Source organism: Synechococcus sp. H60.2, assembly GCF_047462315.1.
GTDB lineage: Bacteria > Cyanobacteriota > Cyanobacteriia > Thermostichales > Thermostichaceae > Thermostichus.
On sequence record NZ_JANSIZ010000002.1, the window covers coordinates 1 to 13523 of the forward strand.

The following is a 13523-nucleotide window of genomic DNA, read 5'->3' on the forward strand; positions in this document are numbered from 1 at the left end:
AATACATCCAGAATCAGTCAGAGGGTGCTATCCATCCCCACCGTATAGACGGTGGGGAATTCCGCACCTTACGTTAACTCTCTGGATCGCCCCTCAAGGCCACTCCCTAGGTATGATGAGGGGAAGAGTTTAAAAAACATAACGTGTCTTCCTTATTGTCCCAGGCGGTTGTTCTCATTACAGGGGCCACAGGGGGTATTGGCAGCGCCCTTGTGCCTATGTTGGCCCAGGCCGGAGCCCATCTGGTGCTGGCGGCGCGGCGAGAGGATCCCTTGCGCGCGCTGGCGGAGAAAGCGGTGTCCCTGGGGGCTGCCTCCGGGCTGGGGATCCCTGCCGATGTAACGGACTATGCCCAGGTGGAGGCCCTTGTCAACCAGACCCTACAAAGGCACGGGCGGATCGACGTGTTGATCAACCTGGCAGGAGCCGGGATCCTCAAGCCTGCCCCGCAAATTACCCCTGCCGAGCTGGAGCGGATGCTGGCGGTTAACCTCAAGGGCAGCTTCTACACCAGCCAACTGGCGGCCAACGCCATGCGGGAGCAAAAATCCGGCCACATCCTCAACTTCCCCGGCATTCTTGGGCGTCACCCTATGGCTATGGCTGCAGCTTACTGTGCCGCCAAATTTGGCGTGGTCGGCTTTAGCAAGTGCATGGCCGATGAGCTGAAGCGCTTTGGGGTGCGCTTTACCCTGTTTTACTTTGGCGGCATTGACTCGCCCTTCTGGGATCCCATCAGCCTCAAGGTGCAGCGGGACAAAATGCTCAGCCCCGCCACGGCTGCCGAGGCCATTCACTTTGTCCTCACGCTGCCCGCCAATGCCGTGCCCAACGAGGTGGTGCTGCAGCCGGAAAGCCATCAGTTTCTGTAACAGAGATCCTGGAGTCCCTCCACGAGCAGCCACGGGATGTCCCACCGCGTGGTTGTAGAGTATCCTACTTTCTTTCGCGGGGGTATCTGGATCCTGGCCCTGACGCTGCAAGTCCAGGAGGGTCCCCCCAGTAGCTAAGGTTTGCTGAGAGCACCTTTAGGAGAGTCCCGAGAAGGGGTGGGATCCCTCCTGGCTAAAGTTGGCAAGCCCCTTCCTGGCCAGAGGAGGGTTGACCAAGCCGGGGGGCTGCTTGCGGCTATTTGGGCAGGTTGCTTCCATAATCAGGAAGGTGTCCACTCGAGGGCCTGGCCAATGGAGGCCATACGCTCACTTTTGCAAGAGGAGCCTATCCTCTCGTTTGCTCTACTGCTGGGGGTGATCCTGGTGGTGCCGCTGCTCTTTGAGCGGCTGCACTTGCCGGGGCTGGTGGGCCTTTTGGCGGCGGGGATCGCCCTGGGGCCGCAGGGGCTGAACCTACTGAGCTCAAAGCTGCCGACAGTGCAGTTGCTTTCGGATATCGGCGTGGTCTACCTGCTGTTTGTGGCTGGGCTGGAGATCGACCTGGAGCAATTTCGGCAGACCCGCAACCGCTCCGCCACCTTTGGCGTGTTGACCTTTGCCATCCCCCTAACCGTGGGCACTGCCATTGGGCGGCTATTTGGCTTCGGCTGGAACGCCGCCATCCTGCTGGGATCCCTGTTTGCCTCCCACACTCCCCTGGGCTACCCCATTGTCAGCCGCTATGGCCTGGTGAAAAACGAGGCGGTGCTGGTCACCATCGGCGGCACCATCTTCACCGACATTGCCGCGCTGCTGGTCTTGGCAGTCTGTGTCGGCATCCACGGCGGTGAGTTTTCCCTCTGGAGCTTGGTGCGGCTGCTGGGATCCCTGCTGCTGTATGCGGCTGCGGTCCTGTTTGGGGTGGACTGGCTGGGGCAGCGGTTTTTTCGTGTAACCGGCAGCGAAGAGGGCAACCAATTTTTGTTTGTGCTGCTGGCTCTGTTTGTGGCAGCTCTGGGGGCGCAGTGGATTGGGGTAGAGAAGATCATCGGCGCCTTTCTGGCGGGGCTAGCCGTGAACGATGTGCTGCGGGAGGGCTCTGTCAAAGAGAAGATCGTCTTTGTCGGCAGCATCTTGTTCATCCCCGTCTTCTTTGTGGATATAGGGCTGTTGCTCGACCTGCGCGCCTTTCTACAAACCCTCAGCTCCCTTTGGCTGATACTGAGTATCCTGCTGGGGTTGACTCTAAGCAAATACGCTGCCGCCCAACTCTGTCAGTGGCTCTACCACTACACCCCGGCGCAAAAGCTGATGATGTGGTCGCTTTCCTTACCCCAGGTGGCGGCCACCTTGGCAGCAACCCTGGTGGGGTACCGCGTGGGGTTGCTCAATGCAGAGGTGCTCAACAGCGTGGTGGTGTTAATGCTGGTTACGGCCACGCTGGGCCCAATTTTGACTACTCGGGCGGCTACGCAGATGGCCAGGGAGGAGGAACAGGGCCGACTCCCGTCTGGGGCAGGGGTCTCTGTAGCGCCGCCTCCCCAGCCCTACGTGGTCGTGGTGCCCCTGGCCAATCCCGAAACCGAGGAAAACCTGCTGGAGATGGCCTGCCTCCTGGCCAAGCACGAGGGCGGGCGGGTGGTTCCCCTCGCAGTGGCGACCGGCCACCTGCACATGGACTCTCCCTTGCTGCAGGACTCTCTAGAACACGGCGAGGGTCTGCTGCGGCGGGCAGTGGAGTTTTGTCAGGCCTTGGGAGTAGAAGTTACCCCCCTCAGCCGCATCGACAGCCACGTTGCCCAAGGGATCAGCCACGCCAGCCGTGAGCAGAACGCCAGCCTCATCGTCATGGGCTGGAGCGATCCCACCCGCTTGCGGGCCCGCCTCTTCGGCAGTGTCATCAACAGTGTCCTCTGGGCTGCCCATTGCCCGGTTGCCGTGGCGCGCCTGCTCCAGCCCCCTCACAAGCTGCGGCGGATCCTGGTGGCGCTGGAAAACTTTCGCTCGCAGGCGGCTCGGGCAGTGCGCTTAGCCGAGATCTTGGCTGCCGCCAACCAGGGAGAGGTTACCTTGCTCCACATCTGCCTCGCCAGCACCCCCGAAAGCGATCGCCAGTGGCTGGAGGCGCAGCTTTTGTCCCTGGCCCAACAGCCAGACTTGGGCTACCCCGTCCAGGTAAAAGTCTTGGCCAGCGACGAGGTCGTCAAAGCTCTCTTGCAGGAGGCCCAAGGGTTTGACCTGGTGGTGTTGCCCTCTTTTCGGCGGCGTAACCCCAGCGGGAGCCTATCCTTCAGCGACACGACCACTCGCCTCCTAGAACGCCTCACCTGCTCTTTGATCATGGTTGGGGAGCCCCTCTGAGGCCTACAGGGATCCCTTCTTTGCCCGACAGCGCAGCTTTCCTTATCACACAGCGGGGCGGCTTGGTAGCCCCGTACTTAAGTGCGGGGCGAAAAAGCCCGTAAGCAACTTTGGTTGCTCATCAGACGTGGTAGCGATAGCTGCTAGCGGGCCTAGAAAGGCTGATGGGTGTGGGGGTGCTGCTTGATGTTGTCGGCATCCCTCACTTCCATTACCGCGTTGAGAATTCGCCGCGGCTCAGCGCTGAAATGGAGCTTGAACACCCCCCTCTCTGGCGTGCAGACCTGGTGCAGGGGGATGTGACGAAATTGGGGCTTGCTGCGGTACGTACGGGCCGCCGCTTGTAGCCGCTCCACAAAACCTTCTCCCAGCACCACCCCTGGCGGGAAAACATCGGCGGGCAAAGTCGGGATCCCGTTATCGACAACTTCTGCGTAAGTAGTGGCGTAGAGAAGGCAGTAAGAAGTGCTGCGGCGCTCTTGGGCGAGGCAATCCAGGGCGGCGGCGGGAACCGGCTCGGCCACCAACACCTCCCTGAGGCGACCGTCCTCATCCCGTTGGAAGCAAGAGGCCACTCCCAGAACTACATAGTCCAGCCCCTGGACGGGGCCTGAACTGAGGTGAGTTTGCGCCGTATCCGCCATCGCTGCCCCCTCCGCATTGCTGGTTGAACTTTACTTGACCTCAGGTAAGTACCGGGATCCCATGACAAAACCCCTTGTCCTCACCTTAGCAACAACTTCGGGGTTGGACATCGGAGGCTTACTCTGGGGCAAACTCAGCCCGCAGTTGCCTAGGCGTGAACGCCTCCCGACACTCATCTTCGTTGAGTAAACGCAACTTAGATAGAGGACGGGCTTCACGCTTCACAGACTTGTTTGGACTTGTTTGTCCAGAGGCCTCAGCGTGCTGCCACCGTGCGACCCACGGCGGGAAACTCTCCGGAGATTTAACTTGTTCTCCTCAAGTGTAGGACGAACGGCTTTCATCCCGACACTGATTTACTCTTGAGTAAGCACAATTCACAAATACAGTGCGGGGCTTCCCGCCGATTAAGCTAAAACTCCTGCCGCGCTTCTAGGGCACGGGCCAGGGTGACCTCGTCGGCATACTCCAGCTCGGATCCCATGGGCAGGCCAAAGGCCAGACGGGTCATGCGCAGGCCGGGGGCAACCGGCTTCAGGTAATCCTTAACCACGTGCATGGTGACCTCCCCCTCCACGCTGGGGCTGAGGGCAAAGATGAGCTCCTGGGGCTTTTCCCGCGCCACCCGGGCCACCAGCTCGCGGATGCGCAACTGCTCGGCCCCGATCCCGTTCATGGGCGAGATCAGGCCTCCCAAAACGTGGTAAAGGCCCTTGAACTCGCGGGTGCGCTCCATGGCGATGAGATCCTTGACATCGGCCACTACGCACCAGGTGGAGGGATCCCGCTGCGGCGAGCGACAGATCTCGCAGGGATCTTCCGCCGACCAGTTGAAGCAGACGGAGCAGTACTTAACGGTTTGCTTGGCCTCCAGCAGGGCTTTGGCCAGGGCCTCGACCTCGCTAGCGGGCCGGTTAATTAAGTGCAAGGCCAGGCGCTGAGCTGTTTTGGAGCCAATGCCGGGCAACCGCTGCAGCTCCTCGATCAGGCGAGCCAAAGGGCGAGTGTACATAGGAAGCCAGGCTGGCCGGGATCAGCCCAACCCTAACCCCGGCAGGCTAATATTTCCGGTCAGCTCCTCCATGCGTTTGCGCATCGTCTCGGCAGACTGGGTGTAGGCGTTCACCATCGCCGTTAGGAGCAAGTCCTCCACCACATCCACCGGCTCCTGGAGTACTTGGGGATCCAGAGAGACCTTGAGGGGCTCCTGGTTGCCGTTCACCGTCACCTTCACCAGCCCATTGCCGGCCTCGCCGACGATCTCCATTTCTTCCAGCTCTTTTTGCAGTTTTTGGGCACCGTCGCGCACCTCTTGGGCTTTCTTGAGGGCTTCCTGAATTTTGCCGAAGGGACCAAAGCCTCGGGTCATGGGATCCTCTTTCAGACACTGCTGTTCTACTCTACTCCTTTCCTCTCGCCGGTATAAAGTACCCGCCAAGCTGGGAACCCAGGTCAGATCGGCCTTTTTAGCCTGGGGTTAATCCTGACGAATTATCCTCAACAGAGAGGGCAAAAGCTCCCCCTGCCCCTCAGCGTCCTCTGCCTGGAGGTGTCATGGCTCAACTGTTGCAGGATCCGCAGTCGCTAGCCGCCCAGCCCAGCCCCGTGGGCCAAAAGTCTTCTCCCTTGTCCTGGCGGCGCTGGATCCCGGAGCGCTGGTATGTCCACCTGGGCCTGTGGCTGGCCTGTTTGGCGTTGGGGTTTCCGGTGTTGTATGCCCTGATCGTGAGCACCCAAAACAACGCCGAGGTGTTTCGCTATCAATTGACCTTTGGCTCTTCGTTTGCCTTTAACTGGCAGCAGGTGATGGTGGCGCGTCACCTAGGCCATTACATGGTCAACAGCGCCATCGTGGCGACGGCCATCACAGTGGGCAAGACGGTTTTGTCGCTGTTGGCGGGGCTGGCCTTTGTCTACTTTCGCTTTCCAGGCAAGGGGCTGGCCTTTGGCTTTGTGCTCATGACCTTGATGATGCCCACAGAAATCTTGATCATCGCCCTGCTGAGGCTAGTTACCAACTTGGGCTGGGGATCCACCTACTACGCTTTGATCGTGCCTTTTCTGGCCAGCGCCACGGCTACATTTTTGTTTCGCCAACATTTTTCCAACATCCCGCGCGAGCTGGCGGAGGCAGCCCAACTGGACGGGGCAAACCCCTTGCAGTTTCTCACCCAAGTGCTGATCCCCCTGAGCTGGAACGCCATCGGGGCCCAGGCGGTGATTCACTTCGTCTACGCTTGGAATATGTACCTGTGGCCCCGCTTGATCGTGCAAGGCCGGGAGCGACAGGTGGTGCAGGTGGGGCTGCAATCTCTACTCAACTTGGATAGCTCCGCCTCCTATGGCCCCATGATGCTGGGGGCGATCATCGCCAGCATTCCGCCGCTGGTGGTGTTTATTGCCCTGCAAAAGCCTTTCATGAGCGGCCTAGCCCTCAGCCGCGACAAGTAAACTGTCCCCAACTCATGCCCAGAGATCTGCGCCGTTTTATTGCCCTGCTGGAGTCCCGTGGCCAGCTTCGCCGCGTCGCCGCGGAGGTGGATCCCGATTTGGAAATTGCCGAGATCGCCGATCGCCTTTTGGCTTGCGGGGGGCCGGCGCTGCTGTTTGAGCGGGTGAAGGGATCCGCGATGCCGCTGCTGATCAACGTTTTGGGCACGGTGGAGCGCATCTGCTGGGCGCTGGGGATGGAGGAGCCGCGGGAGCTGGAGGAGCTGGGGAAAAAGTTGGCCTTGCTCTACCAGCCGCGCCCGCCAAAAAATTTTGCCCAGGCGGTGGAGCTGGGACAGGCGCTGTTTAGTGTCTTCAAGGCTAGGCCCAGCCGGGATCTGCTCCCCCCCTGTCAGCAGGTGGTGCTGCTGGGTGAGGCGGTGGATCTCACCCAACTGCCCCTGCTGCGGGTCTATCCTGGCGATGCCGGGCGGGTGCTGACCTTGGGCCTGATGGTTACCAAAGACCCGGAAAACGGCATCCCCAACGTAGGGGTGTACCGCCTGCAACTGCAAAGCCGCAACACGATGACGGTGCAGTGGCTGTCGGTGCGGGGGGCGACGCGGCACCTGCGCAAGGCGGCGGCCCTGGGCCGGAAGCTGGAAGTGGCGGTGGCCATTGGGGTGGATCCCGCCGTGATCCTGGCAGCAGCCACGCCCCTGCCGGTGGATCTGTCGGAGTGGCTGTTTGCCGGTCTCTACAGTGGGGAAGGACTGCCGCTCGCCCGCTGCAAGACGGTGGATTTGGAGGTGCCGGCCCACGCGGAGATTGTCCTGGAGGGCACCATCACGCCGGGGGAGGTGGCCCCCGACGGCCCCGCCGGGGATCACATTGGCTACTACGGCCCTCGCAACGAGCAGGCTCCCCTCATTCGCTTCCACTGCCTCACCCACCGCCGGGATCCCCTCTACCTCACCACCTTCAGCGGCAAGCCCCCCAAGGAAAACGACATGATGGCGCTGGCCCTGAACCGCATTTACACCCCCATCCTCAGGCAGCAGGTGCCGGAGATTGTGGACTTCTTTTTGCCCATGGAGGCCCTGGGCTACAAGGCGGCGATTTTGTCCATCGACAAGGCCTACCCCGGCCAAGCGCGGCGGGCGGCCCTGGCTTTTTGGAGCGCCCTGCCCCAATTTAGCTACACCAAGTTTGTCATCGTGGTGGACAAGGACATCAACGTGCGGGATCCGCGGCAGGTGCTCTGGTGCCTGTGTTCGCGGGTGGATCCGCAGCGGGATGTGTTTATTCTGCCGGACAACCCCTTTGACGCCCTGGACTTTGCCACCGAAAAGCGGGGCCTGGGGGGCAAGATGGGGATCGACGCCACCACCAAGATCCCGCCGGAAACGGACACCCCTTGGCGGCAACCGCTTGCCTCGGATCCGGAAGTGGCCCGCCGGGTGGATCGCCGCTGGGCCGAGTACGGTCTGGCGGATCTCAAGCTGCAGCCGGCGGATCCGCGCCTGTTTGGCTACGAGTTCTAGGGAGGGCTAAGAGGCTGGCAGGTGCAACAGGCACTCTCTTGGGTGGTGCTGATCCTGAGCTATGTCGGGCTGGGGCTGGGATCCCTGCCCCGGCTGCGCATGAACCGGGCCACGATTGCCCTGGTGGGATCCGCTTTGCTCATTGCCCTGGGAACGGTGCCGCTGCCGCAGGCCTGGGCAGCCATCGACCCAACCACAATTGTCTTTCTCCTCAGCATGATGGTGGTGAACGCCAGCTTGTCTCAGGGCGGCGCCTTCCAGTTGGCTTTGCTGGGCCTAATTCGGGTTAGCCGCAGCCCCTTCGGGCTTTTGCTTATGCTGGTGTTTGGCAGTGGGCTGCTCTCGGCCTTTCTCCTCAACGATACCCTGGCGCTGGTGTTTACCCCCCTCACGCTGCAGGTAACCACTGTGCTGGGGCTGAACCCCATTCCCTATCTCTTGGGCTTGGCGGCAGCCACCAACCTAGGGTCTGTAGCCACCCTGAGCGGCAACCCGCAGAACATCCTCATCGGCTCCTTCTCCGGGATTGGCTACCTGGAGTTTGCCGCCCAGATGACCCCGATTGCCGTGGTGGGGCTGCTGCTGGAGGTGGGGCTGCTGTGGCTCTACTACCCCGAGGTGCGCTCGCTGCAGCCCTTCATCCATCAGGCGCCTTGGACGCCGCTGCGCCTCTACCCACCCCTGTTGCGCAAGAGCGTAGCCATTACAGTGGCGCTGTTTGGGGCCTTTGTGGCCGGCTTGCCCCTAGCCGAGTCGGCCCTGCTGGCAGCAGCCCTCTTGTTGATTACCCGCCGGCTGAAGCCGGAGCGGTTTTTGGGGCAGGTGGACTGGAATCTGTTGGTGATGTTCTCTGGGCTGTTTATCCTGACACGGGCAACCCGAGAGCTGCTGGCCGGCTGGGGACCCAGCCTAGGGCCCTGGGCGGAGCAGGTGGCGGGATCCCCGTTGGCGCTGCTGGCTGCTGTTGCCCTCCTGTCCAACCTCATCTCCAACGTGCCGGCAGTGCTGCTGCTGCAGTCGCTGCTCCCACTGCAGGGGACGACTGCCTGGCTACTCCTAGCTGCCGGCTCCACCTTGGCGGGCAATCTGACCTTGTTTGGGGCAGTGGCCAATTTGATTACCGTTGAGGCGGCAGCCAGAAAGGGGTATGTGTTGACCTTTGGAGAGCACCTGCGCTTTGGTCTGCCCCTAACGCTGCTGACTTTGGGCTTCAGTGGCCTGTGGCTGGGCCGGCCTTGAGCCTGTGATTTCCAACAAGAGGGACTAGAGAAATGCCTATGGCGTGGCGAGGGCAGCCAAAAGCTCATCTGCCAACAACACTGCCGTGTAGACCAAAGCCTGTCGCTGCTCAGGCGAGAGATCGCCAATGGCGGTTTGGGGATTGCTGAGCATGCCCTGCAACACCCTGATGGCCACGTATTCCCGTTTGGAGACGCCAGGGCTAGAGATGGTGGGGTTATCCAGGGAGAACTTCTGGTGGTGCTCGAAGGGAAAGGCATATTCAGAAGCTACCGGCATGGCTTCACTCCAAACCTGCACTCTACGCTGCGCTTGGCCTATTTTCGCATTGTCCCTTGCGGGGAAGCTCCAAAAAGCGAGGGCTCAAAAGAGACACTACGCCCTTCCGGAGGTTTATGCGAATCCATCGCGTCAGCGGGACGGCGTCCTTTGGCAACGGCTTGCCACTTCACCCCTGCCTGCTACTGCGCGGCCTGTGGCAGATGGTTTGAAGGCAAGAAGCGGGTGCGCCACCTCTTCAACGATGCGGGAGTGGTTCTCGGCCCGCTTTGCCCGGCTTGCTTCGCGCTGCCCCCGGCACAGTTGCCTGAACCGCGTGCGGATCCCGGCTCCAAAGAGCATGGCTATCGCCTGGAGCAGGTGGCTAGAGAGCCCTCCATTCGTCACCCTGTGGCTCCGGCAGTGGCAGCAGCGTTAGCGACAGAATTGGGCATTCCCAAAAAGATGCAGGAAAATCAGGAGAAGTTGAGCCGGAATCCAAACCCGCCGGCTTGCCATTTCGTTTGCTGAGGAATCCCGATGCACGACCTGGACAGTTTGCCAGAGCCAGTAGCCGACGCCCTAATCAAAAGCCTGCTCACGGATGTGGAACGGCTGATCAACCAGCACGGCCTGTCAGAGGTTTTGGTGGGGTTGGCCATGTATTGCAATGTGCAGTTCAAGGCCAAGTTCAATAAACCCAACCGCACTGAGAAAGATGAGGAGCTGGGATTTTATTTCCGCGACGCTGCCAAAGCCCTAGAGGTAGCAGCCAGCCTCACCTACCGCACCATTGACCGCTCCCGGCCCAGCCAGCCCACCCAACCCAACGCTTAGGCTTAGATGGTAGGGATCCCGCCCTTACCCCTCTCCCTGAGGCAGCCCAAGCGCTCCGCGCCGCTAACGCGACCACCCCCAACCCCTCTCCCTGAGGGAGAGGGGAGTTGGCAAGTGATCTAGGGTGGCAAGGGATCCCCCTGGGTTTTTATGCTGGTGGGCGACAGTTGCAGGGAGGCCGAGCGTGAAAATTGTCTGGGAACGCAGCATTTACGGGGGCAATGGCCGCGTGCCCTGCATTATCTGCGGCGGATGGGCCACCCCGATCCAGAAAAAGGGGCAGCAGGTGCTGCTGGCGGTGGTCTACAACGACCGCGGCCAAATCTATGGCGAGATCTGCCGCAGTTGCCTCAGCCTGGGGGCTAAGGGCATCAAAGAGTATCTACGGGAGCGGATTGCCCGCCTGCGTAGACAACTGCAAGACCTGGAGGAGCTGGAGCGGGGAGAGGTGCAACTGCCCACCTTGGAGCAGGAGCTGAGCGCTTACCTAGATTGAGGACTACTCTTTCTGCCGCTCAAGCTCGAAATCCCGTTTGGTATGTCGCGGGATCAACTCCAGCCGGCCAATGTCGTCTCGCCAACTAGGGGGAACTCTGCGAAAACACAGGCCAAACAGTTGGTGGGCTAAGCCAATCCGTTCTTTGTCAATAGGCAGGTAAGCCTTGCCGAATAACCCGTCTACCCTCCACAGCCCTATCGCCCAAAGGAGCGGTATGAGCAGGTTAAGCAGCAGATTCATCCTCAGTCTCATCCCCAAGCCCTCCCCCTTGCCGCAGCCGGCTGTGACCTCTGCTGCTTGGCTTGCGCTCTTGAGTGCCGGCTAGAGGGGGGCTGCTCTCTGTTTGGCAAGTTTGGCCCTCTGGAATGTCCTCAGCCCGGCCCAAGGTTTGGATGTGGCCAGCAAAACGGTTGTTGTTGGCACCTCTCAGTTTCTCGGCAATGCGGATCCTTCTCTGGCAGCCTCCTCTGTCCCCCCAGACATCCGACACGGGCAACGCCCTAGAAGGATCTCGGTCCCAGTTGCCCCTTCTGCTGGTCTCCTTTCTCCCTCCTAGCGGCCAGCCCAACTCGCATGCTATCGGCCAACGGTAGCAAAGAACGCCGGCAAGCCGTGCGCTGGGTGCCCTAACCAGGCAGGACTCTGGCCCGCAGGCGGGAGGAAAAGACCTCGTAAATAACCGTCAAAGGCTGGCCCCGGTGTAACAGGAGATAGTGCCTAGCCCAAAAAGGACCGGGGCAGTTGAGAAGCCGGGCAATGGGCTCGGCTTCGCCGTAGTAGAGCCGCCGCAACTCGCGAAAGGTCTCCAGTTTTTCTTGGATTAGGTTTTGACCAATGGGCAGATTGGGATGGGGCAAGTATCGAGCCAGATGGTCGGAGTTCCACCAAGAGGTGGCATAGAGCAAGGGCTGCTGAGAGGTTGCTCCACACAGCCAAACCCGCCGCCGCATCAAGGAGGATCCCAGCCGTGCCAAATCCTTGGCCAGCCGTTGCATGGACTGGGGGGCGGCCCTCTGCTCCGCCGGCAAATCGACCCGGCCCGTGTCGAGCAGATGGGCCTGAATCGGCTCTTGGGTCAAGGCAGCCAGGTTGCGGGTGGTCAAGCCATCCCCCAAGAGCAGCAGGCGCAACACGGGATCCACCTGCACCAACTCAGGCTGTAGCGGGTCTACCTCCCCCTGCCAATGCAGTTGCAGGGGCCACCAATCGCCTTGGCCAGAGGAGACGTTAGAACAGAGAGCAGCGCTCCAAGGGGATCCCGCGGCGTCGGCCTGGTAGGTCAGTGGAGAAGGGGAAAGTTCCAAGGCGGAGGTTCGGTTGTTAAGTTCTGTATCGCTCCTTAGTCTAACCCACCCCCTGCTGCAGCTCTAGGGGCTTGCCTAGCTGGTGCCCGGCTGGATCAGCAGCCGTACCACCCAGGGGACGACCACGATGACGCTGATCAGGCGGGCCAGATGCATGACCACCACTGTGCTGGTTTGGGCTCCCATGTCCAGGGCAATCAAGCTCATATCGGAAATGCCCCCTGGCGCCGTGCCCAAGATGGCCGTGAGGCGCTCGATGCCCAACCAACGGGAGATCAAATACCCCGACAAAACTCCCGTGCCCACCGCAATCACCGTACAGAGCAGGGCCGGTCGCCACAGATCCTTCAGGGCAAAGAAGGTCTCAGCAGTGAGCTTGCTGCCCAAAAGGATGCCCAGCACCACCTGCATGACAAAGCGGATCCCGGCTGGGGGAGTGGGGATCGGGATCGCCCCCCAAACATTGACCAAACCCACTGCTACCATCGAGCCCACCAAGGCTCCTGCCGGCAGCCTCAGCTTGACTGCAATCAGGGCACCTGCCAACCCGATCAACACCGTCCAGAGATAGTTCATCATTGCGGCTTGGCCTCGCGGCAAGGGGATCTCTGCAAAGCAGGGCTTGGCCCACCTTTTCCACGACATTCAGCGCAAATGCCGTAGAAGTCCAGCACATGGTACTCGATCACAAATTGGTAGCGGCTGGCAAGCTGCTCCTCCAGATCTTCCACCGGGCAATCCGGCAGAGGCACCACCCGCCGACATTCGGTGCAGATCAGGTGATGGCGGTTGTGGCCGTTGCTGGGCAGAACCTGATAGTAGGTTTGCTGATCCCCCAAGTTGACCGCCTGCAGCTTGCCCTCATTGCGCAGAGCATCCAAAACTCGGTAAACCGTGGCCAGACCCACCGTGTGGTTGGCATTGCGTAACTCCAAAAAGATCTCTTGCGCCGAAAGGGGCTGTGAGCGCTGCTCTAGCAGCTCCAGAATTAATTTCTGGTTGCGGGTCTGGCGGGAAGAAGACATGATCCTTTTGTCTGGGTCATTCTTTGGGGTCAACGCTCAGAGTCTGCCTCGGCTTTCATGCGCTCTAGGGTCTGGTGCATCTGGTCGAACATTTGGGTTAGGGAGAGCCCAAATCCCCCAAGCTGGGTTTGCAGTTGTTTGATGGTCATCTGAGCCATAAAGTCGTCGGAGAGCTCCAGCCGCTTCATGAAAATGCGCTGGCGCTCCAGCAATTCTTCCATTCGTTCAATGAAGATTTTTTTGCCTTCCCGGTCGAATTGGCCGTAGCGCTCGCCAAGTCGCATCAGGTTTTGGAAGTCCTGAAACAGTTGCTTGGCTTCTTCTTGGACGATCTCCGAGTCGAAAAAACTCATGGCCTTCGGTTTGCTCTGCATAAACTGTATTGGGTATACCTATCCTATCCGATCGGGCTGGGGGGCGCAGTCCCTGCCGTTTTCCGGCCAGTACGGGATCCCGCCCTTCGCTTGGGTGGAGAATGGAGTTTGGGCCTGTCTGCCCCGCTCTCTGCT

17 protein-coding genes are annotated in these 13523 nt (G+C 60.6%); 8 read left to right on the forward strand and 9 right to left on the reverse strand.

All coding sequences use genetic code 11. The features are described from left to right. Positions 1-143: 143 nt before the first annotated feature. Both NW845_RS00450 and NW845_RS00455 read left to right on the forward strand, forming a co-directional pair. Positions 144-872, forward strand: coding sequence for an SDR family oxidoreductase (locus NW845_RS00450; protein ID WP_414376217.1), 729 nt, complete (start codon positions 144-146; stop codon positions 870-872). A gap of 333 nt (positions 873-1205) precedes the next feature. Next, on the forward strand, positions 1206-3233 hold the full coding sequence (locus NW845_RS00455; RefSeq protein ID WP_414376220.1) for a cation:proton antiporter: 2028 nt from the start codon (positions 1206-1208) through the stop codon (positions 3231-3233). A 152-nt stretch (positions 3234-3385) separates the two neighbouring features. Here the strand turns inward: NW845_RS00455 and NW845_RS00460 are convergent, their stop codons facing one another. The 3 genes from NW845_RS00460 to NW845_RS00470 form a co-directional block, all read right to left on the reverse strand. After that, positions 3386-3877, reverse strand: a complete 492-nt coding sequence (locus NW845_RS00460; RefSeq protein ID WP_414376223.1) for a hypothetical protein — start codon at positions 3875-3877, stop codon at positions 3386-3388. Between the two features lie 413 nt (positions 3878-4290). Next, complete coding sequence (recR, locus tag NW845_RS00465) at positions 4291-4890, reverse strand: recombination mediator RecR (protein WP_414366137.1); 600 nt, start codon at positions 4888-4890, stop codon at positions 4291-4293. Between the two features lie 21 nt (positions 4891-4911). Beyond that, positions 4912-5247 (reverse strand): YbaB/EbfC family nucleoid-associated protein, encoded by a 336-nt coding sequence (locus tag NW845_RS00470; RefSeq protein WP_414366136.1) that lies wholly within the window; start codon positions 5245-5247, stop codon positions 4912-4914. 185 nt (positions 5248-5432) lie between these two features. Here NW845_RS00470 and NW845_RS00475 point away from each other — a divergent pair, with 185 nt between their 5' ends. Genes NW845_RS00475 through NW845_RS00485 form a run of 3 tightly spaced genes read left to right on the forward strand, consistent with a single transcriptional unit; the run spans position 5433 to position 9091 of the window. Next, positions 5433-6329 carry a carbohydrate ABC transporter permease gene (locus NW845_RS00475; protein WP_414366134.1) on the forward strand — a complete coding sequence of 299 codons (897 nt, stop codon included), beginning with the start codon at positions 5433-5435 and terminating at the stop codon, positions 6327-6329. 14 nt (positions 6330-6343) lie between these two features. After that, positions 6344-7852, forward strand: coding sequence for a UbiD family decarboxylase (locus tag NW845_RS00480; RefSeq protein ID WP_414376224.1), 1509 nt, complete (start codon positions 6344-6346; stop codon positions 7850-7852). Positions 7853-7873: 21 nt separating this feature from the next. After that, positions 7874-9091 (forward strand): anion transporter, encoded by a 1218-nt coding sequence (locus NW845_RS00485; RefSeq protein WP_414376227.1) that lies wholly within the window; start codon positions 7874-7876, stop codon positions 9089-9091. A gap of 36 nt (positions 9092-9127) precedes the next feature. Here NW845_RS00485 and NW845_RS00490 read toward each other — a convergent pair whose 3' ends face one another. Then, positions 9128-9370 carry a hypothetical protein gene (locus tag NW845_RS00490; RefSeq protein WP_414376229.1) on the reverse strand — a complete coding sequence of 81 codons (243 nt, stop codon included), beginning with the start codon at positions 9368-9370 and terminating at the stop codon, positions 9128-9130. Positions 9371-9520: 150 nt separating this feature from the next. Here NW845_RS00490 and NW845_RS00495 point away from each other — a divergent pair, with 150 nt between their 5' ends. The 3 genes from NW845_RS00495 to NW845_RS00505 all read left to right on the forward strand — a co-directional run bounded on the left by NW845_RS00495 (position 9521) and on the right by NW845_RS00505 (position 10682). Beyond that, complete coding sequence (locus NW845_RS00495) at positions 9521-9880, forward strand: hypothetical protein (RefSeq protein WP_414371041.1); 360 nt, start codon at positions 9521-9523, stop codon at positions 9878-9880. Positions 9881-9889: 9 nt separating this feature from the next. After that, entirely contained in the window at positions 9890-10186 is a 297-nt protein-coding gene (locus tag NW845_RS00500) for a hypothetical protein (protein WP_414366127.1), read from the forward strand. Positions 10187-10370: 184 nt separating this feature from the next. Further along, positions 10371-10682: a hypothetical protein gene (locus NW845_RS00505; protein ID WP_414371039.1), complete on the forward strand. Its 312-nt coding sequence runs from the start codon at positions 10371-10373 to the stop codon at positions 10680-10682. Positions 10683-10685: 3 nt separating this feature from the next. On the opposite strand, the gene NW845_RS00510 is transcribed toward NW845_RS00505, so the two are convergent. From NW845_RS00510 to NW845_RS00530, 5 genes are all read right to left on the reverse strand, one after another. Beyond that, complete coding sequence (locus NW845_RS00510) at positions 10686-10925, reverse strand: hypothetical protein (protein WP_414376231.1); 240 nt, start codon at positions 10923-10925, stop codon at positions 10686-10688. Between the two features lie 386 nt (positions 10926-11311). Beyond that, on the reverse strand, positions 11312-11989 hold the full coding sequence (locus NW845_RS00515) for a chorismate pyruvate-lyase family protein (RefSeq protein WP_414376234.1): 678 nt from the start codon (positions 11987-11989) through the stop codon (positions 11312-11314). 75 nt (positions 11990-12064) lie between these two features. Then, positions 12065-12568: an AbrB family transcriptional regulator gene (locus NW845_RS00520; RefSeq protein ID WP_414335049.1), complete on the reverse strand. Its 504-nt coding sequence runs from the start codon at positions 12566-12568 to the stop codon at positions 12065-12067. After that, positions 12565-13014, reverse strand: a complete 450-nt coding sequence (locus NW845_RS00525; protein ID WP_414336590.1) for a Fur family transcriptional regulator — start codon at positions 13012-13014, stop codon at positions 12565-12567. Before NW845_RS00525 ends, NW845_RS00520 begins: the two co-directional genes overlap by 4 nt. Positions 13015-13043: 29 nt before the next feature. After that, positions 13044-13367 carry a DUF1825 family protein gene (locus NW845_RS00530; RefSeq protein ID WP_414335060.1) on the reverse strand — a complete coding sequence of 108 codons (324 nt, stop codon included), beginning with the start codon at positions 13365-13367 and terminating at the stop codon, positions 13044-13046. Positions 13368-13523 lie beyond the last annotated feature (156 nt).